Genomic DNA, 22,235 nt, shown 5'->3' with positions numbered 1-22,235 from the left:
TGAGGGTTATTAGTGTATGAGCTGAGCAGAGGAGCGTCTTTGCTCATACCGCTGAACTCTTTGTTGATCTGGCTGAGTTCTTTATTAATACAGCTAAACTCTTTATTAGTTATCTATTGCTCTGGCGAAAGTGGCGCGGAGAGTGTCCAAAGTGCTTTTTGAATCGATCGCTAAATGCTGAAAGGCTGCTATACCCGACACTCTCGGCCACATTTTGAATGCTCAATGCGGTTGTTTCTAGTAGCTGCCATGCTTGCTGCATGCGCTTCTCAATTAGGTATTGCTGCGGTGTCATTCCGAGTTGGCGACGAAACAGTTCATTGAGTTGGCGTTGGCTAAGGTTAGCAACGCCTGCTAGTCTTGCTGCTGATATAGGCTCGTTAAAATGATGATCAAGGTAGCTTATCGCTGCTGTAATACGCCGGTCTGTTTGTACTGCTGTACCAAAGCGCTCTTGTAATAATTGAATAAGCAGCAAGAGCATCTGGCGTTCGCTACTCGTACTCTGTGTCTGTTTGAGCAACAGGTTTTGGTGCAGAAAAGTGACGTAATGTGCCAGTGCAGCGTCAAGAGGAATGAAAGCGGGCAGCTTTTCTAGTTCAGGCGCAAGCGCGGCTGGCACATCGGCAACCACAAAGCTGTTTAAGTCAGAAGCCGCAAACTCATGATTTTGCCCTGCACTAATGACAGCGGCTTGCTGGGGGGAAGCATGACCTTCGTGGTTGCCGATATTCATGGCAAGGTGCCCAGCGATAGGAAGCACCAGCTGGTGGTAGTCGTGCTGGTGGGATTTAGCCTCATGACTATAGCTGCGCAGGTCTAATGTCAGGTTGGTGTGTTTCATTCAATATCGCGAATAAGGTCAGCAGGTGCTTGTTTAATAACTTCTATGGGCATACCTGCTGCAATCACACCGCGGTTCTGTGCAATCAAGTTCTGCCCAAACAACGCACCGCCTTTGTGCGCACGACGGTATTTGAGCATGGTGCGTAGTGGTTCTTGGTGCGAGTTAAACTCTATAGAGTTAGGTGGCAAGGTCGTGAGCTTACAGCGCTCACAAGGCGAATGAACAGTAAAGCGTACCTCACCAATTTGAATCTCTTGCCAGTTATCCTCAGCAAAAGGCAGGTTACCATTGGCGACCAAGTTAGGCCTAAACTGCTGCATGGCGATAAAGTCAGGGCATCGTTCTTGTAGCCAGTCCAGTGATGTCGTGCTGGTTAATAACAGTGGGTAGCCATCGGCAAAGCTGACTTGTTGCTCGGTGAAGTCTTTAATAGGGCGCTCTGTTTTCTCGCCATAAAACAACAGCTGGCAAGGGGTGTCTAAAAATGCGCTTATCCATTGTTGAGCATCTACACCACAATGCTGTGCTTGTAATGGCTGCTTCCAGACTTCTGTTTTTCGGTAATCATCCCGATAATCAGCTTCATGCAATGCCAGAGTTGGCGCGCCATGGGCGGCTAAAATTAAACCGCCATTAAACGGCGTTGCCATTAATCGGGTGAGTTTAGGGTACTTGCGCGCTGTCATGAACAGGCCGTTTTCATCAGCAACCATGTAACGGCGGTCTCCACTTAAGCCCAATTCATCAATCCAGCCACGGCTGAGCTCGATGGGAGCGCAGGATTTTACGGGGTGCTGGTGAATGCTGTGCAAGTGGATCTGGCTCATGGTTTGGTTCCCTGTTGTGTACGAAAAACATGAATGAAATCGAAGATTAATCGTACAGCAGCAGGGTTGTAAACAAGAGAGTGGAGTTTTTTAAACCAATATTAGTATTTTATGGTTGGGTTTTTACCTCCCACGCAATGACCTGATTGTCCATCATCAGGGGTGTATAAAGTGATGTTGCCGTTGCGCCAATATCAGCCAGTCCTTTAGGGAGTGTGAGGGCGAGTTTTCGCTCTTTGCCGTTTAGCTCGAATAACTCTCCAGAAATCCAGTCACTGATATACAAGCTACTGCCAATTGCCACAATGCCGTCTAAGTTACCCAGTTCAGTACCCGATGCGACGCTAGATAATTCCATTGTGCTTGGGGCAAGCTGATACAGGGAGCCTGGTGTTTGCGTTGTGAAATCCGGATTAATAGCTTTGCCCCAGTTACCAATTAATAGCTGGTTTTGGTGCCATAGTAAGCCGTTAGGGTAGGGGATTTTCTCGTTACTGAACCAAGCGGTTAACTGGTTATCATGCATTTGGTAAATCTTGCCACCTAAAAAGTCAGAGATATACAGTACGCCATCCGGGGATGCCGTAATATCATTTAGCATTTTTGCCTTGGGTGCGGCGAACTGTTTGATCACCTTGCCTTGCTCAATATCGATCATGTGCACGGTTTGCATATCGGCAACGAACAGGTGTTTGCCCACGATAGCCATCCCCTTTGGAGCGTTGAGTCCTGTTACCCAATGTTGCTCAAGCATCTCCCCTTGTACTGTTACCTTGCTGATATAGCCTTGGCCGTTAAGCTCAGTGGGGGCGCCATTAATATTAGAGATATAGAGAAAATCACTGTGCGTATCAGCAACTACTGACTCTGGTTGATTTAGGTTATCAATGCTCCAACGTTGTGTGAGCGTGTCATGTGCCCATAGTGAACCGCTAAATAAAAGTGGGCTGCTAATCAAAAGAGAAGTCAGGAGTGTTGATTTAAGTAAAGTATGCATTTATTTATCCTCGTGTTATGTTGGGGTGAGAATATCTATTTGATCTTTATTATCAATTTATTACTCGTTAGGTATTAAAATATGATTCTTTTTCTGCAATTTAGGACAGTGTGATGGAAGGGCAGAAGCAACGTTCGGGTTTATTTGCAGTGTTGAAGCGGGTGCTAAAAGCGCAGGGCGTTCATTATCGTGAATTGGCTGAGATGATGAATTTGTCTGAGCCAACCGTTAAGCGGATGTTTCAAGAACAAGATTGTAAGGTGAGTCGTCTTATTGAGATTTGTGATTTAGTTGGCTTAAGCATTAATGAGTTAGTAGAGCTGGATGCCAAAAGAACAACGGACCCCACCCAGTTATCTATTGAGACTGAACAAGCCTTGGCAGATGATCCCGGGTTGACGTCATTTTTTATGTTGCTGGTAAGCCAGTTTGATGTAGCAACTATCGCACAAAAGAACCAGTTATCTTCTAGTGACGCTTACTTGTACCTGCGTGAATTAGAAAAATTAGAACTGATTCGTTTAGGGAAGAATGATCAAGTTCATTTACGGGTGAGCCGCCCTATTAAGTGGCGGCTGGGTGGCCCGTTGCATCAAACGTTGGTGAAGGTTAATCAACGCTTTATCCAGCAAGCGATAAGTGCCAAAGAAGGCGAGGGTGTATTTTATTCCACCAGTCGCCTCTTGAGCACACAGAGCATTACTCGTCTAAATCAAGAGGTTGATGAGCTGTACCAGCGCTTTCAAAAACAGGCGACATTAGATCAATTATATTACTCATTAACTGAGTTAAAACCCTACAAGCTCGTAGCTACCATGATGCCATTTGAAATAAGTCGTTATTTTTTGGTGCCAGCGTTTGCGGACCGCCCCCAGCGTAAGGGGGAGGCAACGTAGCTAGCTAATGTTATTTACTAACACAGCAAGAACGTTCAATAAGTCTGTTGTGATAATGGCTAGTCTTTGCTTTTGTATTCACGAAAGAGAGTTTAGTAATGGCAGCTGTTGTATTGTCGATGATCGTTTTTGCGCTGGTAGGTGCAATATCTCCTGGCCCTGTGAATATTATAGCCACTGGGGCAGGTGCTAATTTTGGCTTTGTTAAAGCGCTACCGCATGTACTTGGAGCGACAGTCGCTTATGCATTGATTGTGTTTCTTGTGGGTGTTGGGCTGAATGAAGTGTTGCTACGCTTTCCGCAAATAACGGATATTTTGCAGTACATCGGTGGGGCATTTCTTTTATATATGTCGTTTAAAATTGCGACGGCGAGCCCTGTCGATATTGACATAGCTAGCCAAATAATTCCGCCACGCTTTATTGAGGGCGCATTAGCGCAGGGGTTAAATCCTAAGGCTTGGCTAGTTTCAATGTCGGGTGTCAGTTTGTTTGTATCGGCACAACATCTGGCGTTTTTCTATTTACTGGTTTTTTGCTTAGTGTCATTTTGTATGTGCTTGCTTGGTGTTGGAACGTGGGCGGTCTTGGGGCACTTTATAGGCAAATATTTATCGGATGATAGGCATCAGGTTATGTTTAATCGGATTATGGGAGTATTGTTGAGCAGTACTGTGGTGACGATGTTTTTACAGGGTTGATAAGGTGGCTTTAGTGGATCAAAAAACTGCTCAAAGCAGGAGCCAAGGCAAACGTTTGGATAGTACTTTGTTTTTTGAGAAAAGCAGGTTGCTTCCTGGCATAGAATTACGCCGTGCACAGGCTTCAACTGCGTGTTATGCCACGCACTCCCACGACGAGTATTCTTTTGGGGTGATTGATCGAGGTGTCGCAACCTACCATAACGGAAAGAGTAAATACTGCATTGGCACAGGTGACACAGTAACGATTAATCCTGCGGATGCGCATTCTTGTAATGCACTAGAAGGGGATTGGTCTTATCGCATGTTATTTGTTGATCAGTTATGGGTTAAGCGCTTGCAGCAAGACTTAGCGTGTGACCAAGAGGCTGACTATCTTCCTTTTAGAACCTCATACAATAGCAACCCACAATGCTTTTCGGATTTTGATCAGCTTTTTAACTGCTTGCTATCCAGTGAAAGTAAGTTGCAGGCTGAGTCTTTATTATTAGAATATCTTGGTGCTAGTTTGGCAGTAAAGCAGTCTAGTAGCGCTAAGTCAGATAGTGTTTCTGTGAAGCGTGTGCAGGAGCTTATTCAAGATCAACTAGGTGAAAACCTGACGCTAGATGAGTTTTCAGAGCAAGCAGGCATGAGTCGCTTTCACTTAATTCGTAGTTTTAAGCAGGTGCATGGTCAGGCACCGCACGCTTTTCAGCTAGATACGCGTATAAAAAAAGCTAAGCTGTTACTACAAGAAGGGCATAGTTTGGTTGAAATTTCGGGTGTGCTGGGTTTTGCAGATCAAAGCCATTTTCAGCGACATTTTAAACAGCGAATGGCAATAACCCCTAGACAATATCAAGCGTTCTTTATTTGAGGTAAGCCGTTTCTAGTCGAAAAAAAACCGATCATAACGATCGGTTTTTTTTGGGTCTGGCTAACTAACTTATTGCTTGTTTTTTATTGCTTCAAGCACGGCGTTAGATACTTTATTTAGCTGCGGTTTTGCTTGAGCCGGAGCAGGAGCTTTAGATTGCGCCTTAAGTTGAGCTTTTGGCTGTGCTTTAGGTGACTCTGGAGCCTGCGCCTTAGGTTGAGCTTTTGGCTGTGCTTTAGGTGACTCTGGAGCCTGCGCCTTAGGTTGAGCTTTTGGCTGTGTTTTAGGTTTCTCTTGAGTCTGAACCTTAGGTTGAGCTTTGGGTTCTGCTTCAGGCTGCTTTTGAGTCTGCACCTTAGGTTGAGCTGTTGGCTCTGCTTTAGGCTGCTCTTGAGTCAGTGCTTGGGCCTGAATAAATGCCTTAATTTTGGGGCCAACCTCTTCACGGAAACGACGTCCGTTAAAGATTCCGTAATGGCCGACTTCCGGCTGTACGTAATGTTCACGCATGCTGTCTGGTATGTTGCTCAATATGTCATGAGCGGCTTTTGTTTGGCCTTTGCCGGTGATGTCATCGTTTTCACCTTCAATAGTTAACAAAGCCGTTTTTTTGACAGCCAAAGTATCAATTACTTTGTCCTCAAAAAGCATTTCACCACGTGGCAAGCGGTGTTCCAGGAATACTTTACGAATGGTTTCCAGATAGAAGTCAGCGGGCAGGTCCATAACCGCTAAGTATTCGTTATAAAAATCACGATGCGCTTCAGCACTGTCACCATCACCTTTAACCAGATCATCAAAGAACTTAAAGTGCTTTTTGATATGGCTGTTCCAGTTCATGCTCATAAAGCCTGAAAGCTGGATAAAGCCAGGGTAAACCTTTTGGCCAGCACCTGCGAAATCAGCAGGGACTGTATTAATAACGTTATTTTCAAACCACTCGAAATCTTTGCCTGATGCGTAATCATTAACTTCGGTTGGGTTTACTCGTGTATCGATAGGTCCGCCCATTAGCGTTAGCGAACGAGGAATATTCGGGTTATTGCGCTCTGCCATGATAGTTGCAGCAACGATAGCCGGTACGCTCGGTTGGCAAACAGCAATTACATGAGTATCGGGACCTAAAAATTCAAGGAATTCGATTAAATAACGGACATAATCATCAAAGGTAAAACTACCTTCATTGAAAGGTACATCTCGCGCATTTTGCCAGTCCGTAATATAGACTTCATGATCGGGTATGAAGTGCTCAACAGTGCCACGCAGCAAGGTTGCGTAATGGCCAGACATAGGTGCTACAAGTAACACTTTAGGGTGGTTGTATGTTCCGGTACGGCGAAAATGTAACAGGTCGCAAAAAGGAAGCGCATGGGGCACCTCTTCTCTGATACGAATCTGCTCTCCGTTGATGGTTGTTTGTGTTAAACCAAACTCAGGCTTTTCGTAGTTATCGGTGCAACGTATAACTAATTCCAATTGCGCGAGCATTGTACGTGTCATTGAGCCTTCTAAAAAAGGCTGCATCCAAGATAGTTTTAGCTGTTTCTTCCACGCTTGTGCTAACAGATGTAGCGGCTGAACAGATTGGTTTAGCGTGTGATGTAGGTGGTACAGCATAGAATAATTCCTTATCAATCTATTTTGATTGATTCAATATTTAACTGCAAAAACGTATATTGCAGCGCAGCATTTATTGTCTAGAGTATAGGTGATTGTTCTTATGTTGCAAGACTAATATCTCTATTGGTGATGTGCTGCTTCGCAGCAAATAGGCTGTTGGGTATGTAGGTGTTTGTAATGATTATCTAAATAGTGGGTGTCGCCAATGCTGCATGGCAAGATGATAGTAGCTCTTTTGCTAATTCATCATCATTGATTGCTCGGGCAATGGCTAAGCCACCAATCAACATGACGGCCTGTTGCATACTGCGTATTGTGTCTTTCGTTCCGTTTTGCTGTACCGAGTGCTTGTCTAGGTTATTAACAAAGCCTTTAAAGACACGAGTATAAGCATCACGCACTTGATCATCCCGCTGGGTAATATCGGTTGTTAAAAATGCTAAAGGGCAGCGAAAAAGATTCCCTTGTCTGTGTTCCATACTCAGATAGGTTTTGAGCAGTCCGTCGAACGACGGTGCTTCAGGATTGAGTGGATCAGTTTTTCGGCCGGTGCTCATAGCCGCTGTGATAATAGACTCGGCATAGAGTTCAGCTTTAGAGCTAAAATGTGCGTAGAAAGCTCCACGTGTCAGCCCTGCATCCTTCATGACGTCATTAATACCGATATGATCAAAGCCATTCTGTGCAAATAATCTGGCGGCACTGGTGAGAATTTTCTCTCGGGTTTTCTTCTTATGTTCATTATTCCAGGCCATTGTTTGTCGCCTCTTGTTTTTTAACCAGTATGCATGATTAATAAAATATGTTCTTGAACATATTGTGAATGGTTTTACATTGATGGTATATCAATGATTAACGAGAATATGAAATGAACACTCAAGTACAAATTCTGGGTCCGCAGTACAGTACGATGGTACGTACCGTTATGCTGTGTTGCGAAGAAAAAGGCATCACTTACCAAATAGGTATGCAGATTGATGGCAATGACATTCAGTTTAAGGAGAGTAGCCATCTGGCACTGCATCCTTTTGGAAAAATTCCCGTGTTAATACATGGTGAAAACCACATTTTTGAAACGGCGCCTATCTGTCGGTATCTTGATGCGGCCTTTGATGGCCCAGCGCTTCAACCAACAGATGCTTATCAGCGAGCATTAGTGGATCAATGGTCGCAAGCTATTTCATGCTATGTGGATCAAGCGTTAGTGCGACAGTATTTACTTGAATTTGCTTTTCCTAAAGGAGATAACGGTTCTATTCGTTTGGATAAGGTGGCCGATGCTCAACCAGAAGTGATGAGCACGTTAGAGCAACTAGAAAAGCAATTAGCTGATCAGGCATATATTTGTGGGACGCAATACAGCATTGCAGATGCGTTGCTAACGCCTATGCTAGATTATCTGGCGTCTCTGCCTCATGCTGACTCACTGTTTACGAGTGGCTCATCATTATTGGCATATGTTGCTAGAATGCGTGAGCGTCCATCGGGCAAGCTTGTTTTAATACCTGCTGGTAAATCTTAAGGTAAGTAAATAGGGAAGTAGTACATGAAGTGGTCACCTCGTGCGTTGAAATTTGCACTGAATATTTATGGCCCATATCTAGGTGCTGGTATTCGTATTATGCACATTGACCCTGAGTGGCGCGAGATGCATGTACGTATGAAATTACGTTGGTATAACCGTAATATTATGGGCACTCATTTTGGTGGAAGCTTATATGCCATGGTCGACCCTCAAATGATGCTCATGTTGATGAATCGCTTGGGAAAAGAATATATCGTGTGGGATCAGGCAGCAGAAATTGAGTATGTTAAACCTGCGAGGGGGACCGTTGAATCTCACTTAAGTTTATCGGATGCTCAATTGGAGGATATTAAAAGTAAAGCAGCGGGTGGGGCAGCGTATCGCCCCTCGTTTGATATAGCTATCTGTGATCTTGAGGGGAATGTTGTCAGTAAGGTTAAAAAAGTACTGTATGTGAAACGTAAAAGTCCTCAAGCCTAAGCAAGGATCACACAAGCAGCTCCCAGCACAATTAACGCTAACCCTAATAGATCCCTTTGGCTAAGTTTTTCTTTAAACCAGCGGGCCGAAATGAAGAGTGTAAATAGAACTTCAATTTGGCCTAGGGTTTTAACCAGTGCAACTGTTTCTAAACTCATAGCAGTAAACCAACCGAGTGAACCTAGGCAGCTGAACAAACTGATGGTTAGCGTGAGTTTAGGACGCCGCCATAGAGCGTTGAGTGTGGCTGGCTCTTTAAATAGTAGCCATGCGATGAGAATTGCAGTCTGCGTTGATATGACACAGAGCAAAACCCAAGCGGCGCTATAGGGGAACGGCAGATCTAGCATCAAGCTGGCTTCCCTTACCCAGAGTGTGGTTAAAGCAAAGGTTAGACCACTGCCTAGCCCTAATGAGACCGTTTTTAAGGAAAGTTCTTTTAATGAGCCTGTATTGCTCATTAACCAAATGGCTATTGCACCAACAGTGACGCCACTCCAAGCAAGCCAAGACAAAGGTGCAGCAAAGAATAAAGCACCGAGTGTGGCGGCAATCACCGCTTCACTTTTTGCTAGGCCAACACCAATGGCATAATTTCTGAGACGAAATAGCTTTACCATCAACGCCGTCGCAATAATTTGCGAAACAGATGCCAGCACCACAGTGATCAAAAAATTACTACTCACTGATGGAAGGGCAGCAGGCTCTATTTGGTAAAGTGTCCAGAGATACAGTGCAGCTAATGGGCTGGCATATAGAAAACGCGCCAGCGTGACCCCCGCAGTACTGACCTCTTTACTGAGCTTATTTTGAAACGCATTACGCAAAGACTGCATAAAAGCAGCGAAAATAGTAAAAGGAATCCACAGTCCCATTAACGATCTATCCCTACATTGATATTGAGTGAGTGGTTACTTTTTAAAAAGTGAGCGTCGTAACGCTGGCGTTGTTGGTTTTTCTGCCTCAGGAGCCTGATACTGATGCTTAGGTTTACTATTTATTTTTTTCTGTCCTTTATTTTTTGAAGACTTAGGTCGCAGGGGTTTGCCTTCAATGATCTTGCCGTTTTCGATAAAAGGAACGGGTTGTAGTGGTACTCTTTTATTGATTAACGCTTCTATTTCAGTGAGGTAGCATCTTTCATCGGGTGCCACTAAAGAGACTGCCTGCCCAGAAAGGCCAGCGCGCCCAGTACGACCGATACGGTGAACATAAGCTTCTGGTTGATTCGGTAAGTCATAATTCACAACACGAGGGAGCGATTCAATATCAATACCACGTGCAGCAACGTCGGTTGCGACCAGTACGCGTATCTCGCCCGTAGCAAAGGCTTTTAGTGCATGCGTACGCTCGCGTTGTAATTTGTCACCATGGATAGCTAAGGCGCTAATTTCTTCAGCTTGTAGGAACTCAGTGACTAAATCAGCACGTTTTTTAGTACGTGTGAAAACCAAGGTTTGCGTCCATTTTCCACCCTTAATTAAGTAACTCAAAATCTCGGATTTATCTTGATTATCCACTGCATAAGCCACTTGTTTGACTTGGCTGGTGGTTGAGTTCCTTGTGGAAACGCTGATGCGCTTAGGCTCATGTAGTAATGACTCTGCCAGTGCTTCTATGTTGCTGTTAAATGTGGCAGAAAATAGCAGTGTTTGTTTATTTTTTGGAATGAACTTTAGGAGTTTTTGAATATCATGGATAAACCCTAAATCAAGCATGCGGTCAGCTTCGTCCAGAACAAGTACTTCGAGTTGTTCGAGTGAAAATTTCTTCTGCACCAGCATATCCAATAACCGGCCAGGTGTTGCGACCAAAATATCTGTGCCGCGTTTCATCTTGCGAATCTGATTGTCAAAACGCACACCGCCATAGATGGATATCACGCGAACCCCCAGTGCACGCCCGTATGCCAGTGTGTGGTCACCGACTTGCATGGCAAGTTCGCGGGTAGGTGTGAGTATTAACCCTCTGATGTGGTGATATTCGGTCCCTTGTGGAGCACTACCAAATTTCTCGATCATGGGTACAGCAAAGCTGGCCGTTTTACCCGTCCCTGTTTGTGCTTCAGCCATGAGATCATGCCCTTGAAGAATTGCAGGAATGGCTTGTGCTTGAATGGGAGTAGGCGTGTGGTGTCCTAATTCATCCAGCGTGAAAAGTAGTTCAGGGCAAAGGTTTAATTCAGAGAAAGCGGGCATGAGTCGTCCGGGTAGAAGCGCAAGATAAGAAGCAAATGATGAACGCTGAGTTTACAGGAAATGCTTAAATTGAGCGACAGCTGTTGATAAGGGTTGACATCACTTGCAAGGCTGCTTTAATAGACGGCCACCTTGTGGTGGTTAATATGTGATCAAGTAGTAATTTTTTATTTTGACAGAACAGGATCTGATGAACCTAATTAAGATGTGCCCGGTCGTACGAATTCCCGCCTCCAATATTCATTGGAAGCGAATTTTCGTTTGTCCGTTGGCTCTGTTCTAAATTTTTTGGCCGCGGATATCTTCGCGGCCGATAGTGATTCCCCTACTACCTCCCCTCGAAGATATCTCTGGCAGTTTTTAACTGAGGAGATAAATCATGACATTATTAAGCTTATTGGTAGCCGGATACAAAACTCTGCAAAAGCGATTGGATGAACAATATACCTATCAATCTATGGAGCACTTAGACGAGCGCTTATTGGTTGATGTAGGGGTATGTCGAAAAGGCAACACCATTATTGCTTTGCCAAAAGAAGAAGTCGCTGCATCATCTGATAAAAAACAGGTTCAGAGTACGCCTATTGAGCAAACCGGTTGTGCTGAGCACGCTGGCCAATGTTGCTTACTGCAAGAGAGTGGGGGGTAGCTAAGCCATAGTGACAGGCTGTTGCTATGGTATTTTTTTAAGCGGGCGAAACAGGATACGAGCCTGCTTATGTTAGCGAAGATAAAACGAATACTTCGCTAGGAACTTATGAACATCCACTATAGTCTAGTATTAGTGGTACGGTGCATAAGAGGCATGGTGTTTTAGGCATTTTATTTGCTTATTTATATTAGAAAACTATAGGAGTTTTTGCGCAATGGAGGTGACTCTACTTTACTGGCATTGGCTGGTGTTTGGGATGTTGTTAATGGCAGCAGAAATGTTTATCCCAAGCTTTACAATTTTCTGGTTTGGTCTGGGCGGTATAGTAGTCGCAGGGCTGTTGGGAATTAATCCAGATATTGCCGTAAGTTGGCAATTATTTAGTTGGGCCGTGGCATCTTCTGTATTTGCACTATTATGGTTTAAGTTGTTGAGGCCTAAAATGACTGACCGTACTAAAGCAGGCATTGCTCGCGAGGCAGTTGCAGGTGAAGTGGGTCAAGTCATAAAAGTTCCTACTGAACATTCACGAGGTGTTGTTCGATTTACTACACCGGTATTAGGTGATGATGAATGGGAGTTTATTTGTAGTACAGATGTTGTTTTGGGTGACCGGGTATTTATAACAGAGTTATCCGGTAATACATTGCTGGTTGGTAAACGTTAACTATTAATGGTGGAAGGAGTTTTTGTAATGGATGGATTAATGATTGCGGGTGTGTTGCTGTTTTTGGTGATACTGACTCTGGCGATGGGCGTTAAAACAGTTCCGCAAGGAAGTAAGCATGTAGTGCAGCGTTTGGGTAAGTTTCATACTACGTTAGGGCCTGGCTTGAATATAATTATGCCTTATATAGACCAGGTCGCTTATAAAGTGACAACAAAAGATATTGTTATGGACATTCCCTCTCAAGAAGTTATCACTAAAGATAATGCTGTGATCATCGCTAATGCTGTGGCTTACATCAATATAGTGGCGCCTGAGAAAGCGGTGTATGGTGTTGAAAATTATAGTTTGGCTATCCAGAATCTAGTGCAAACATCTCTGCGTTCTATTGTTGGTGAAATGGGATTAGATGATGCACTTTCTTCGCGTGACCAGATTAAAGCAAAACTCAAAGCCGCTATTTCTGACGACATTTCCGATTGGGGAATTACGCTCAAGACCGTAGAAATTCAAGATATTACTCCTTCTGACACGATGCAAAGCGCAATGGAAGAGCAGGCAGCTGCAGAGCGTCAGCGACGTGCAACCGTGACTCGTGCAGACGGTGAGAAATCAGCCGCTATCCTTGAAGCTGAAGGGCGTTTGGAGGCTTCTAAGCGCGATGCCGAAGCACAAGTTGTATTGGCTAAAGCCAGCCAAGTGGCTATTCAGCGTGTGACAGAAGCTATTCAAGGTAATGAGTTGCCAGTGATGTATATTCTGGGTGAAAAATATGTAGATGCAATGGCTGCGCTGGCTAAGTCAGACAATGCTAAGACAGTTATTCTGCCGGCTGATATACCTGCCGCTATTCAAGGCATGATGGGCGGCCTTAAAAAGTAGCTCAGTGACGCTATTCGGGTAAGTAGCCCCTCAAATAGTAAGTTAATACTGTATTCATCGCTTAATAAGACAATGGTATTAGTATTACTAAAACTAGAATTTGAGGAATATGCTGTGGGAATGTTAAAGGAGTTTAAAGAGTTTGCTGTTAAAGGCAATGTGATGGATATGGCCGTTGGTATTATCGTTGGTGCTGCCTTTGGTAAAATTGTATCGTCATTTGTTGGTGATGTTGTTATGCCACCGATTGGTGTGATGTTAGGTGGTGTGAACTTCACTGATTTAGCGTATGTTCTGCAAGAGGCGGTGGGTGAAACCAAGGCAGTTGCCATTAACTACGGTAAGTTTTTACAAACTATTATTGATTTCGTGATTGTAGCAGGCGCTGTTTTTGTTGCTGTAAAAACAATCAACTCGATGAAGAAGGTTGAAGAAGCTCCAGCAGAACCTGAAGCAGAACCAGAACCTTCCAAGGAAGAAGTTTTGCTGGGTGAGATTCGTGATTTGTTAAAAACACGAAACTAAAAGGCTGTTAAGTAAGCTAGTGTCTATTGTATAGGGTGAATACTACTAGGTACTGAGTTTAATTTTTATATATAAAGGTGCGCTAATGCGCGCCTTTTTTATGTTTTATACTGACATTATGAATGATGTAGATAAAGTGAAATCACCCTGTATAAGACAGTGTTGTCTTGATGAGCAAGATGTTTGTTTGGGGTGCGGCCGTTCGTTACAGGAAATTCTGGACTGGACGAAAGTTACAGAAACAGAAAGAGCTGCTGTGTTGGTGCGTGCTCAGTCACGAAAAAAGCAGCGTAATCAGATGCTTGAACCTAAATTCAAATAATTTCAGATACGCTTCAATCAGTGAATGGTAATAAATTGATTGCTGGCTATTAATTTTTTTTATAGTTTTTAACTATTGGCTGGGTTGAAAAAATTAATTTTTGTAATGTTTTCAGTGTAGCTATAGTTGGTATTAACAAATTAGCTATTAGCGAATTAGGAGATTATAGATGTTGGATAACCGTGAAGGTCAGGCTGTGCCTAATGTTACTTTTCCCGCTCGAGTGGGCAATGATTGGGTAAGTATCAGTACTGAGCAATTGTTCAAAGGTAAAAATGTTATTGTTTTTGCATTACCCGGCGCTTTCACGCCAACTTGTTCTAGTACTCATCTGCCACGTTATAACGAGCTAGCGCCTGTTTTCAAAGCGAACGGAATCGATGATATTGTGTGTATATCGGTGAATGATACATTTGTTATGAATAGCTGGGCAGAAGATCAGAAAGCAGAAAATATTACTTTTATTCCTGATGGAAACGGTGAGTTTAGCGCCGGCATGGATATGTTAGTAGATAAAAGTGATATCGGTTTTGGCAAGCGTAGCTGGCGTTATTCTATGCTGGTTAAAGATGGCATAATCGACAAAATGTTCATTGAGCCTGATTTACCAGGTGACCCGTTTGAAGTATCTGACGGTGACACTATGTTGAATTACATTAACCCAAATGCTGAGCAACCTAAGCGCGTTACTTTATTAACGAAGCCTGGATGCTCACACTGCACGCGCGCTAAAAAAGTACTGCAGGCTAAAGGGTATAAGTATGAGGAAATAGAGCTTGGCCAGCACGGTGTTAGCTTTTCCAGCCTAAATGCTTTAACGGGTCAAGGAACGACGCCTCAAGTCTTTATTGATGGTGAGCATGTCGGTAGTGCTGATGATTTAGAAGCATGGTTAACTAAAAATAGCTGAACTTTTATGCACAGCTAAGACTAACGCCTATCAGTTCTGATAGGCGTTTTTGTTTCTGTTATGCGTCATTTTAGTTCTTATCTTGCCTCTGCTAAGCTGCTTAGATTGAATGTCATTATGAGGTGAAAAGATGCCAGGGGCTTTTACGGTTGCTATCCAAGAATTACAAGAACTGTTGGGGGAGCGTTTAGAAACTTCCAGTAGTGTTCGACAGCATCATGCTCATGATGAATCTTTTCACCTTCCCGCATCTCCTGAGGCCGTTGCATTTCCTAAAAGTACCTCTGAAGTTTCTGAAATCGCTCGTATTTGTATGCGCCATCATATGCCAATGCTGCCTTTTGGTACCGGTACGGCTATGGAGGGGGGGGTAAATGCAAGCCATGGTGGGCTGAGTATCGATATGTCTTTGATGAACAATATCTTGAGTGTTACCAGTGAAGACATGGACTGTACTGTGCAAGCCGGTGTTACTCGCAAGCAACTCAATGAGCACTTGCGTGATCAAGGTATGTTTTTTCCTATCGACCCTGGGGCTGATGCTTCTGTCGGAGGTATGGCCGCGACGCGTGCTTCGGGTACCAATGCTGTACGTTATGGAACAATGCGTGACGCTGTCTTAGCCTTAACGGTTGTCATGGCTGATGGCAAGATTGTAAAAACTAGCAGCCGTGCTCGTAAGTCTGCTGCGGGCTATGATCTAACGCGCCTGTTTATTGGTTCGGAAGGTACGCTGGGTATTATCTGTGAAATAAGCCTGCGTTTACATGCTATTCCTGAGGCTATCTCTGCCGCTGTATGTGCTTTTGGCTCTGTGGAAGGCGCCATTAATACGGTAATAGAAACCATCCAGATGGGCGTGCCTATTGCTCGTATAGAGCTTTTGGATGCGGCTGCCATTAATGCTGTTAACCAATACAGTGGTACTGATTATCCATTTTTACCTCATCTTTTTTTAGAGTTTCATGGTACTCAAGCGTGGGTGGCTGAACAGGCATCTATTGTTAAAGAATTAGCCGTTGAAAATCAGGGAAGCGAGTTTCAGTGGGCATCGAACACTGAAGACCGAACCGCTCTATGGCAGGCAAGGCATGATTTTGCTTATGCGGCTCGAGCCACGCGTCCAAATGCCCGAATTTTTTCAACCGATGTTTGTGTACCTATCTCGCAGCTGGCACAGTGCATACTTGAAACAATTACTGATATCAAAAGTATGCCTATGTCTATGCCTATAGTTGGCCATGTGGGAGATGGGAACTTTCACGTTGTGCCTGCAGTTGACCCTGAAAATGAAGCAGAAATGCTGCTAATTGATTCGTTTCATACTCGGCTTATTCATCGTGCACTCAGTGCTGGTGGCACTTGCACTGGTGAACATGGTATTGGTCAGGGTAAAAAAGCTTTTCTTGCAGAAGAGCTACCGGCAGGAGTGGACATCATGAAAACAATTAAACACGCACTGGATCCTGACAACCTCATGAACCCCGGTAAAGTCGTGGATATAAACTAATTTGCTGTTATATTGCTTTCATTGTACGACTTTAGTCATATTTGGTGGGCGTACTCTATACTTAATCAACTGTCTAACCTATAGACTGAGAAGAAAGAAACGATAGAATGAAACCTAAAAATAAAAGCTATTTTCATTTGACTGTATCTACGTATTATTTCAGGGATTAGGAATAATGGATTTCGTCGCTTTCCTCAAAAAAATTCTAGCGCGCAGCCCCATTTGGCCTGCTGTAGCGATCAGCCTTTCTGTATTGCTGGTTTCTTCTCTATTTATTCAGAGTGAAGCTGAAAGGCTTAAAAGTGAAGCATTGTTTAGGGCAGCAAGCCAAGTAGGTATTATACGTGCCCGCTTGGAAGGCGAAATTAATGCGAACCTTTCTGTGTTGAAGGCTTTACAAGCAGAAATAACGATCAACCCTGAAATGGATCAATCGAGATTTTCTCAATTAATGGAAGCGCTTTTGTCTGATGATTTACATATTCGTCATGTTGCGCTGGCTCCTGATCTGACCGTTCAATCCATTTACCCTCTGGAAGGTAATGAGCAGGTCATTGGGTTAAATTATACCGCCAATAAAGATCAAGTTCGTTCGGTGCTTGATGCTATCCAGCTGAATAAAATGGTGTTATCTGGCCCTCTAGAATTGGTTCAAGGAGGAGAAGCGTTAATAGCGCGCCTACCTGTTTATCTTCAGCATCATACAGGACCCACTTTGTGGGGAATCATCTCTGCTGTTTTGGAATACGAGAAGTTACTTGATGCTGCTGATATTAGAAAAGACTATTACGGATTGATGTTAGGCATTCGAGGAAAAGACGGCACAGGTTCAGATGGAGAATTATTTTTTGGCTCCAAGCGTGCTTTTGGTCTCGATGCTGTAATGACAAATATCACGTTACCACATGGTGAGTGGCAACTGGCTATTCTGCCTGAAAATGGTTGGGCTGCACCGTCTAAAAGAATGTATTTTTTGTGGGGTGGCGCATCTTTCCTCGCACTAGTGATGGGCGTAGCTGGCTTTTTGTTAGTACTTATTTATCAGCAAAAAGCACAAGCGATAACAACAGCAAACTATAGAGCCAATTTTGATGCATTAACGGGCTTACCTAATCGTTACTTTTTTAGTCAGAGGTTAGAAAGCCTGATTAAAGAGATGCGTCGTGAAAAGCTAGATTTCGCAGTTTTCTTTATTGATATAGACCACTTTAAGCAAGTAAATGACAGTGTTGGGCATAGCGCTGGCGATCATTTATTGACTGATTTTGCTATGCGTCTACAACACTCTGCTCGTGATTCTGACATTATTGCTCGTCTTGGTGGAGATGAGTTCGTACTTGTATTGCGTAATGTCAGTGATGTAATACAGGCTGATCTGCTTGCAGAGAAGTTGCAAAAGAAGATTCAACAGCCCTTCATAATAGGGGGGCGGCCTTTTTTAGTAACAGCGAGCATTGGCATTGCGATGTACCCTATTGATGGGAAGGATGTTACGGGGTTGTTACTGCATTCTGATCAGGCAATGTATACGGCAAAACGTGCTGGGCGAAATACACACTTTTTCTTTAATGAGGGAATGCGCGAAGAGGCGGAACAGCACTTGCTAGTGCATTCTGATATTTTGCGAGGACTCAATGCTAACGAGTTTGAGCTTTACTACCAGCCAGTATTGAATGTAAATACAAATAAAATAGAAAAATGTGAAGCGCTTATTCGTTGGAATCATCCTGATAAAGGCAGAGTGATGCCTGATTCTTTTATACCTGTAGCAGAGCGAACAGGATCAATTGTAAATATTGGGAATTGGGTTTTGCAGCAGGCTTGCAAGGATATGCGAGTCTTTTTAGAGGCCGATATTGATATTAAAATTTCAGTTAACCGTTCAGTCAGTGAGTTTTATTCTACAAAAGCGTACGACACATGGAAGGCTATTTTCAAAGAAAATGGTGTGGATAGTCACCGGTTTGTATTTGAGATTACTGAGTCGCTGTTTATGGAGCAAAATTCTGCTCGCATGAGTGTTATTACTTCATTGCGGGATATTGGTGTGCAGTTTGCAATTGATGATTTTGGTACGGGTTATTCTGCTATTAATTACTTGCGTAACTACCCAGTCGATTATTTAAAAATTGATAAGAGTTTCATTCAGGACTTATTGATAGACGAGCAGGATAAAACACTCGTTGAAGTTATTATTAAAATGGGAAGGGCGTTGGGTATCGTCGTCATTGCTGAAGGTGTTGAAGAACTAGCTCAACTAGAGGTGCTGAAACAATTCGAGTGTGATTATATTCAGGGTTTTTGGCTATCTAAACCGCAGTCGCTTCATCATATTATTGCCTTGTGCCATGAGCATACGGATGGCCAATATGATGCACCTATTACCTAACATGGTAATAGGTGGTCATTAGAAACTAGCGCTACTTATTTTCGTTTTAGTGGTGCAAAGCCATCGACAATAACGCGATTTTTAGGTTCGCTTGTGCGAGCATTAGGTTTCTTTTTCGCTGCTTTTGCTTTTCCGTTAGTTATTTTCTTATCCAGTTTTTTCTTTTTCGTACCAGCAGCTTTACCTGATGCTTTTAGCTTTTTAGGGCCGGCATAGCTACCTTCGAGGCCTTTAATTACCCGCCGCTCAAACTGTGTCTTCAAGTATCGTTCAATACTAGACATCAAGTTCCATTCAGTTGGGCCAATCAAAGAAATGGCTACGCCTTGTTCGCCTGCACGTCCTGTTCGGCCAACACGGTGAGTGTGGTCGTCACCACTACGCGACATCTCTACATTGATGACTAGATCTATTCCTTTAACATCGATGCCTCTAGCAACAACATCTGTTGCTACTAAGACATTGATTTTCCCGCTGGCAAGCAACCCCATCGCGTGTGTACGTTGTTCTTGCGTTAAATCGCCATGGATCACGCCAGCACGGATGTCGTTATATCTAAGGTAGCCATTTAAACGTGTCGCATTAACTTTTGTATTAGTAAATACAATCGCTTTTTCAAACGAGTCGTTTTTCAGCAACCAAACGAGTTGTTTATCTTTAAGAGCGACATCGTTGGCCAGAATAATTTGTTGGCGAATGTTGGTGTGTGCTTCGCGGTGACTATTTAACTTAATAGATACCGGCTCTTTCATGGAGGCGGTGATGACTGAGCGCATACCTGCATGGGCTAAAGTAGCTGAAAATAGCATCGTCTGACGAGTGTCAGGGCAGGTGCTACAAATACGCTCAACATCTTCTTGAAAGCCCATATCCAACATTCGGTCAGCTTCATCAAGTATTAAGTACTCGATGTCATCTAAAGAGATTGTTCTTTTATCGAGGTGATCAATAAGGCGCCCTGGTGTGGCAACTAATATTTCAGGGTTCTTTCTAAGTCTCGCCGCTTGCGGTTTAAATGTTTCACCACCGCAGACCGTATCTGTTTTGATGAAAGTAAATTGAGCCAAAGCGTTAATGTGTTTAGCTAACTGCTGAGCTAGTTCACGCGTTGGTGTAAGGATCAGTACGCGCGCACCGCTTTGCGGCGCTGGAGAATCTAGTAATGCATGTAATACAGGTAAAGCGAAAGCGGCGGTTTTACCACTACCGGTTTCAGCTGTTACCAATATGTCTTTACCCGCAGTAGCTGCTGGCATCGTTGCATTTTGGACGTCAGTTGGCTTTGTAAAAGATAGTGCGTCGAGTGCTTTTAGCAAACGAGTATCAAGTGAAAAGTCTGTGAACACCGTGTGCTACTCTCTGAAAATTCATAGTCAGAGTGCATCTTAGCAGAAATGCGTTATCTAGGAGAGAGGAAAAGCGAAACGACAAGCAGGTTTGCTTGTCGTTTGAGGTAGTAATTAAATTACTAGCTTAGTAATGAATAGCGCGTGGTAATTCTTTAGCTTGAGCAACCCACTCTTCTACTTGAGCGGTGGTCGGCATTTTGTCAGCTAAGCTTTGCTCAGTGTTGCACTCTTCCATTTTTGTATGCAGGTTTGCAGCGTTACGCTGAGCAAGCTCAGGAACAGTATCAACACCAGCAAGCTCTAGAAGGTCTGCATATACGGTGCTTACGCCTTTAACACGGGCCAAGTCAGCACGGTTTAACCAACCAAGAATCTCTTTTTCGTCGATTCCGGTATTATTGGCAACTTCTTTGCGTCCTTTTTTATCACCGCAGGCTGTCAGGAAACTTTCCTGTGTAGTCGCTCCGGCTGCTTTTAGTTTTTCTGCAGAAGCTTCGTCAATGCCTTTGATATCAGTCAGTTTAGCCATGCCTTCATTTCCTCAGTATTTTATTCAGCAGTTATTGAGTCATTGTAAGTGTGCCACCTGAACAGTAGCGAAATATTGCTACCACCAAGAGTAATTAACCTATTATTTAATAATAAGGCTGCAAATTGAAATGTGCCAGTTAAATTAATGTGCAGGATCAACCCGGTTTAGCGAAGAGTTATTAATCCTGAACCATCCTGCGATACTATAGCGATCTTTGGTTGCTTGCTTAACTTCATGGGGGAACTCATCGCTTAAAAATATGACTAATGTGCCTGCTTCAGGTTTGACCTGGAGCGTCGAGTTGTTCTTTGTATTATAAATAACTAAGTTGCCACCTTGCTCTTCTTGCCAGTTTTCATTGAGATAAAAAACAGTCGTTAATACTCGATTAGTTTGCCCTTTAAAGGCATCGAGATGCTTTTTATAAAATGCTCCGCTAGGGTAGTGTGCAAAGCTAGCTTCATAATCAAAAAGTCCCATGAAAAGTCTTTTATTCATGGCTTCACGCAGTGCATCCATTTCGATCAAATAAGCAGATTCGACAGGGTTTTGTGTTGTCAGCCAGAGGATGTTATCGGTTCTAATGACGTTATTTACTTGATGCTGGTTAGCTCGACCGATGCCTGCCGGTTTAAATTCTGCTACTTTTTCGGTAGCGGTAACTAAAAGGTTACTCACTAATTTAGGGGGTAAGGCATTTTCTAATATGATATAGCCGTGCTGAGAAAGTGCTGTCGCGATGAGATCGAACGTTTCTTCTGTTAATGTAGAGCTATACTGAACGGATGAAGTACTCAAAGATGCGAATTTCCATGGTTATCGTATTAGGTAGGCTTACAGGGTAATTGAATTAATTACACAACGGTTAGTTATTAATGACGAAACTATTAGCACTATACACTCAGTCTTTACGTAAAAGGTGTGCGGGCCTAAGTTATATACTCGTCTGTGCAGTTCTTTCAGGGTGTGCTGGGCAAAGTTACCAGCAGGCAGAAACAGCATATTCACCTGTTAAAAGTCAGTTGCAAGCGCATTATTTAAGGTGGAATGGAACGCCTTATAAGTACGGCGGGAACTCTAGAAGGGGGATTGATTGCTCTGCTTTTGTCGCAAGGACTTATAAAGACGTATTCGATCTTTATTTGCCTCGTACTACCAGAGCTCAAGCCGTTGTTGGCGAAGAGATATCACGGCGTTCAGCGCGACCAGGCGACTTAGTGTTATTTAAAACAGGCCTGTTCGATAGGCATGTTGGCATATACCTAGGTAATCAGTACTTTATGCATGCTTCTGCTAGTAAAGGTGTGACCCAATCAAGGTTGGATAACCCATACTGGAATGATAAGTACTGGAAAATCGTTCGGCCATCAAATCTATTACAAAACTAATTGTTGTATAAAAAACAATCAAGTTTGCGAGAATGTGTCATACCTCGTCTTGGGCAACATACTCAGAGGTTATCCACAGTTTCTAGTAACATTTATGCATAGAAAATGTCGATAAATATAAAGCTAAGAGGACCGGTAATACTTGGTCCTCTGGATATA

Annotated in this window: 24 protein-coding genes; 14 read left to right on the top strand and 10 right to left on the bottom strand. The window is 43.4% G+C overall.

The genetic code is table 11. The features are described 5' to 3' along the window. Positions 1-109: 109 nt before the first annotated feature. From NEJAP_RS16440 to NEJAP_RS16430, 3 genes are all read right to left on the bottom strand, one after another. Positions 110-844, bottom strand: a complete 735-nt coding sequence (locus tag NEJAP_RS16440) for an AraC family transcriptional regulator (protein ID WP_201348237.1) — start codon at positions 842-844, stop codon at positions 110-112. After that, positions 841-1,674 (bottom strand): MOSC domain-containing protein, encoded by an 834-nt coding sequence (locus tag NEJAP_RS16435; RefSeq protein WP_201348236.1) that lies wholly within the window; start codon positions 1,672-1,674, stop codon positions 841-843. The genes NEJAP_RS16440 and NEJAP_RS16435 overlap by 4 nt, the downstream gene beginning before the upstream one ends. 109 nt (positions 1,675-1,783) lie before the next feature. Further along, positions 1,784-2,671: a hypothetical protein gene (locus NEJAP_RS16430; protein ID WP_201348235.1), complete on the bottom strand. Its 888-nt coding sequence runs from the start codon at positions 2,669-2,671 to the stop codon at positions 1,784-1,786. A 113-nt stretch (positions 2,672-2,784) separates the two neighbouring features. Between NEJAP_RS16430 and NEJAP_RS16425 the strand changes: the two genes are divergently transcribed. The 3 genes from NEJAP_RS16425 to NEJAP_RS16415 all read left to right on the top strand — a co-directional run bounded on the left by NEJAP_RS16425 (position 2,785) and on the right by NEJAP_RS16415 (position 5,127). Beyond that, positions 2,785-3,567, top strand: coding sequence for a helix-turn-helix domain-containing protein (locus tag NEJAP_RS16425; RefSeq protein WP_201348234.1), 783 nt, complete (start codon positions 2,785-2,787; stop codon positions 3,565-3,567). Positions 3,568-3,665: 98 nt separating this feature from the next. After that, positions 3,666-4,268: a LysE family translocator gene (locus NEJAP_RS16420; RefSeq protein ID WP_236590976.1), complete on the top strand. Its 603-nt coding sequence runs from the start codon at positions 3,666-3,668 to the stop codon at positions 4,266-4,268. 13 nt (positions 4,269-4,281) lie between these two features. Further along, the gene (locus NEJAP_RS16415) at positions 4,282-5,127 is read left to right on the top strand and encodes an AraC family transcriptional regulator (protein WP_236590975.1); all 846 of its coding nucleotides are present in this window, start codon (positions 4,282-4,284) and stop codon (positions 5,125-5,127) included. A gap of 69 nt (positions 5,128-5,196) precedes the next feature. Here NEJAP_RS16415 and phaZ read toward each other — a convergent pair whose 3' ends face one another. Both phaZ and NEJAP_RS16405 read right to left on the bottom strand, forming a co-directional pair. Beyond that, positions 5,197-6,744: a polyhydroxyalkanoate depolymerase gene (gene phaZ / locus NEJAP_RS16410; RefSeq protein WP_201348233.1), complete on the bottom strand. Its 1,548-nt coding sequence runs from the start codon at positions 6,742-6,744 to the stop codon at positions 5,197-5,199. A 188-nt stretch (positions 6,745-6,932) separates the two neighbouring features. Beyond that, on the bottom strand, positions 6,933-7,502 hold the full coding sequence (locus NEJAP_RS16405) for a TetR/AcrR family transcriptional regulator (protein WP_201348232.1): 570 nt from the start codon (positions 7,500-7,502) through the stop codon (positions 6,933-6,935). Positions 7,503-7,615: 113 nt separating this feature from the next. Between NEJAP_RS16405 and NEJAP_RS16400 the strand changes: the two genes are divergently transcribed. Both NEJAP_RS16400 and NEJAP_RS16395 read left to right on the top strand, forming a co-directional pair. After that, positions 7,616-8,269: a glutathione S-transferase family protein gene (locus tag NEJAP_RS16400; RefSeq protein ID WP_201348231.1), complete on the top strand. Its 654-nt coding sequence runs from the start codon at positions 7,616-7,618 to the stop codon at positions 8,267-8,269. A gap of 24 nt (positions 8,270-8,293) precedes the next feature. Continuing rightward, entirely contained in the window at positions 8,294-8,752 is a 459-nt protein-coding gene (locus NEJAP_RS16395) for a DUF4442 domain-containing protein (protein ID WP_201348230.1), read from the top strand. Here NEJAP_RS16395 and NEJAP_RS16390 read toward each other — a convergent pair. Together NEJAP_RS16390 and NEJAP_RS16385 are read right to left on the bottom strand one after the other, a co-directional pair. Beyond that, positions 8,749-9,627, bottom strand: a complete 879-nt coding sequence (locus NEJAP_RS16390; RefSeq protein WP_201348229.1) for a DMT family transporter — start codon at positions 9,625-9,627, stop codon at positions 8,749-8,751. The genes NEJAP_RS16395 and NEJAP_RS16390 overlap by 4 nt on opposite strands. 36 nt (positions 9,628-9,663) lie before the next feature. Next, complete coding sequence (locus NEJAP_RS16385; RefSeq protein ID WP_201348228.1) at positions 9,664-10,950, bottom strand: DEAD/DEAH box helicase; 1,287 nt, start codon at positions 10,948-10,950, stop codon at positions 9,664-9,666. Positions 10,951-11,329: 379 nt separating this feature from the next. Between NEJAP_RS16385 and NEJAP_RS16380 the strand changes: the two genes are divergently transcribed. From NEJAP_RS16380 to NEJAP_RS16345, 8 genes are all read left to right on the top strand, one after another. Continuing rightward, a complete protein-coding gene (locus NEJAP_RS16380) occupies positions 11,330-11,599 on the top strand; it encodes a hypothetical protein (RefSeq protein WP_201348227.1) in 270 nt (89 codons plus the stop codon). Between the two features lie 217 nt (positions 11,600-11,816). Continuing rightward, on the top strand, positions 11,817-12,269 hold the full coding sequence (locus NEJAP_RS16375) for an NfeD family protein (protein ID WP_201348226.1): 453 nt from the start codon (positions 11,817-11,819) through the stop codon (positions 12,267-12,269). Positions 12,270-12,296: 27 nt separating this feature from the next. Further along, on the top strand, positions 12,297-13,151 hold the full coding sequence (locus tag NEJAP_RS16370) for an SPFH domain-containing protein (RefSeq protein WP_028469663.1): 855 nt from the start codon (positions 12,297-12,299) through the stop codon (positions 13,149-13,151). Between the two features lie 114 nt (positions 13,152-13,265). Continuing rightward, positions 13,266-13,676, top strand: a complete 411-nt coding sequence (mscL, locus tag NEJAP_RS16365; RefSeq protein ID WP_201348225.1) for a large-conductance mechanosensitive channel protein MscL — start codon at positions 13,266-13,268, stop codon at positions 13,674-13,676. An 85-nt stretch (positions 13,677-13,761) separates the two neighbouring features. Next, positions 13,762-13,998 (top strand): DUF1289 domain-containing protein, encoded by a 237-nt coding sequence (locus NEJAP_RS16360; protein ID WP_236590974.1) that lies wholly within the window; start codon positions 13,762-13,764, stop codon positions 13,996-13,998. 169 nt (positions 13,999-14,167) lie between these two features. Beyond that, a complete protein-coding gene (locus NEJAP_RS16355) occupies positions 14,168-14,908 on the top strand; it encodes a glutathione peroxidase (protein ID WP_201348224.1) in 741 nt (246 codons plus the stop codon). Between the two features lie 130 nt (positions 14,909-15,038). After that, positions 15,039-16,418: an FAD-binding oxidoreductase gene (locus tag NEJAP_RS16350; protein ID WP_201348223.1), complete on the top strand. Its 1,380-nt coding sequence runs from the start codon at positions 15,039-15,041 to the stop codon at positions 16,416-16,418. Positions 16,419-16,593: 175 nt separating this feature from the next. Beyond that, entirely contained in the window at positions 16,594-18,807 is a 2,214-nt protein-coding gene (locus NEJAP_RS16345) for a putative bifunctional diguanylate cyclase/phosphodiesterase (protein WP_201348222.1), read from the top strand. Positions 18,808-18,842: 35 nt separating this feature from the next. Here the strand turns inward: NEJAP_RS16345 and NEJAP_RS16340 are convergent, their stop codons facing one another. The 3 genes from NEJAP_RS16340 to NEJAP_RS16330 form a co-directional block, all read right to left on the bottom strand. After that, positions 18,843-20,153, bottom strand: coding sequence for a DEAD/DEAH box helicase (locus tag NEJAP_RS16340; protein WP_236590973.1), 1,311 nt, complete (start codon positions 20,151-20,153; stop codon positions 18,843-18,845). Positions 20,154-20,280: 127 nt separating this feature from the next. Next, positions 20,281-20,685, bottom strand: a complete 405-nt coding sequence (locus NEJAP_RS16335) for a DUF4332 domain-containing protein (protein WP_201348221.1) — start codon at positions 20,683-20,685, stop codon at positions 20,281-20,283. 144 nt (positions 20,686-20,829) lie between these two features. After that, positions 20,830-21,486: a 2OG-Fe(II) oxygenase gene (locus NEJAP_RS16330; protein ID WP_201348220.1), complete on the bottom strand. Its 657-nt coding sequence runs from the start codon at positions 21,484-21,486 to the stop codon at positions 20,830-20,832. Positions 21,487-21,563: 77 nt separating this feature from the next. On the opposite strand from NEJAP_RS16330, the gene NEJAP_RS16325 reads away from it, so the two are divergent. Continuing rightward, positions 21,564-22,076, top strand: coding sequence for an NlpC/P60 family protein (locus NEJAP_RS16325; RefSeq protein ID WP_201348219.1), 513 nt, complete (start codon positions 21,564-21,566; stop codon positions 22,074-22,076). The last annotated feature ends 159 nt before the right edge of the window (positions 22,077-22,235 follow it).

Source organism: Neptunomonas japonica JAMM 1380 (assembly GCF_016592555.1).
Taxonomy (GTDB): Bacteria; Pseudomonadota; Gammaproteobacteria; order Pseudomonadales; family Balneatricaceae; genus Neptunomonas; species Neptunomonas japonica_A.
Note: the sequence above shows the minus strand (reverse complement) of the source record. Positions and strands in the feature narration are given on the sequence as shown.

Excerpts from the sequence above, each read along its gene's own strand:
- NEJAP_RS16440 (WP_201348237.1), bottom strand. The coding sequence starts at position 844 with ATGAAACACACCAACCTGACATTAGACCTGCGCAGCTATAGTCATGAG.
- NEJAP_RS16435 (WP_201348236.1), bottom strand. The coding sequence starts at position 1,674 with ATGAGCCAGATCCACTTGCACAGCATTCACCAGCACCCCGTAAAATCC.
- NEJAP_RS16430 (WP_201348235.1), bottom strand. The coding sequence starts at position 2,671 with ATGCATACTTTACTTAAATCAACACTCCTGACTTCTCTTTTGATTAGC.
- NEJAP_RS16425 (WP_201348234.1), top strand. The coding sequence starts at position 2,785 with ATGGAAGGGCAGAAGCAACGTTCGGGTTTATTTGCAGTGTTGAAGCGG.
- NEJAP_RS16420 (WP_236590976.1), top strand. The coding sequence starts at position 3,666 with ATGGCAGCTGTTGTATTGTCGATGATCGTTTTTGCGCTGGTAGGTGCA.
- phaZ (WP_201348233.1), bottom strand. The coding sequence starts at position 6,744 with ATGCTGTACCACCTACATCACACGCTAAACCAATCTGTTCAGCCGCTA.
- NEJAP_RS16405 (WP_201348232.1), bottom strand. The coding sequence starts at position 7,502 with ATGGCCTGGAATAATGAACATAAGAAGAAAACCCGAGAGAAAATTCTC.
- NEJAP_RS16400 (WP_201348231.1), top strand. The coding sequence starts at position 7,616 with ATGAACACTCAAGTACAAATTCTGGGTCCGCAGTACAGTACGATGGTA.
- NEJAP_RS16395 (WP_201348230.1), top strand. The coding sequence starts at position 8,294 with ATGAAGTGGTCACCTCGTGCGTTGAAATTTGCACTGAATATTTATGGC.
- NEJAP_RS16390 (WP_201348229.1), bottom strand. The coding sequence starts at position 9,627 with ATGGGACTGTGGATTCCTTTTACTATTTTCGCTGCTTTTATGCAGTCT.
- NEJAP_RS16385 (WP_201348228.1), bottom strand. The coding sequence starts at position 10,950 with ATGCCCGCTTTCTCTGAATTAAACCTTTGCCCTGAACTACTTTTCACG.
- NEJAP_RS16380 (WP_201348227.1), top strand. The coding sequence starts at position 11,330 with ATGACATTATTAAGCTTATTGGTAGCCGGATACAAAACTCTGCAAAAG.
- NEJAP_RS16375 (WP_201348226.1), top strand. The coding sequence starts at position 11,817 with ATGGAGGTGACTCTACTTTACTGGCATTGGCTGGTGTTTGGGATGTTG.
- NEJAP_RS16370 (WP_028469663.1), top strand. The coding sequence starts at position 12,297 with ATGGATGGATTAATGATTGCGGGTGTGTTGCTGTTTTTGGTGATACTG.
- NEJAP_RS16360 (WP_236590974.1), top strand. The coding sequence starts at position 13,762 with ATGCGCGCCTTTTTTATGTTTTATACTGACATTATGAATGATGTAGAT.
- NEJAP_RS16355 (WP_201348224.1), top strand. The coding sequence starts at position 14,168 with ATGTTGGATAACCGTGAAGGTCAGGCTGTGCCTAATGTTACTTTTCCC.
- NEJAP_RS16350 (WP_201348223.1), top strand. The coding sequence starts at position 15,039 with ATGCCAGGGGCTTTTACGGTTGCTATCCAAGAATTACAAGAACTGTTG.
- NEJAP_RS16345 (WP_201348222.1), top strand. The coding sequence starts at position 16,594 with ATGGATTTCGTCGCTTTCCTCAAAAAAATTCTAGCGCGCAGCCCCATT.
- NEJAP_RS16335 (WP_201348221.1), bottom strand. The coding sequence starts at position 20,685 with ATGGCTAAACTGACTGATATCAAAGGCATTGACGAAGCTTCTGCAGAA.
- NEJAP_RS16325 (WP_201348219.1), top strand. The coding sequence starts at position 21,564 with ATGACGAAACTATTAGCACTATACACTCAGTCTTTACGTAAAAGGTGT.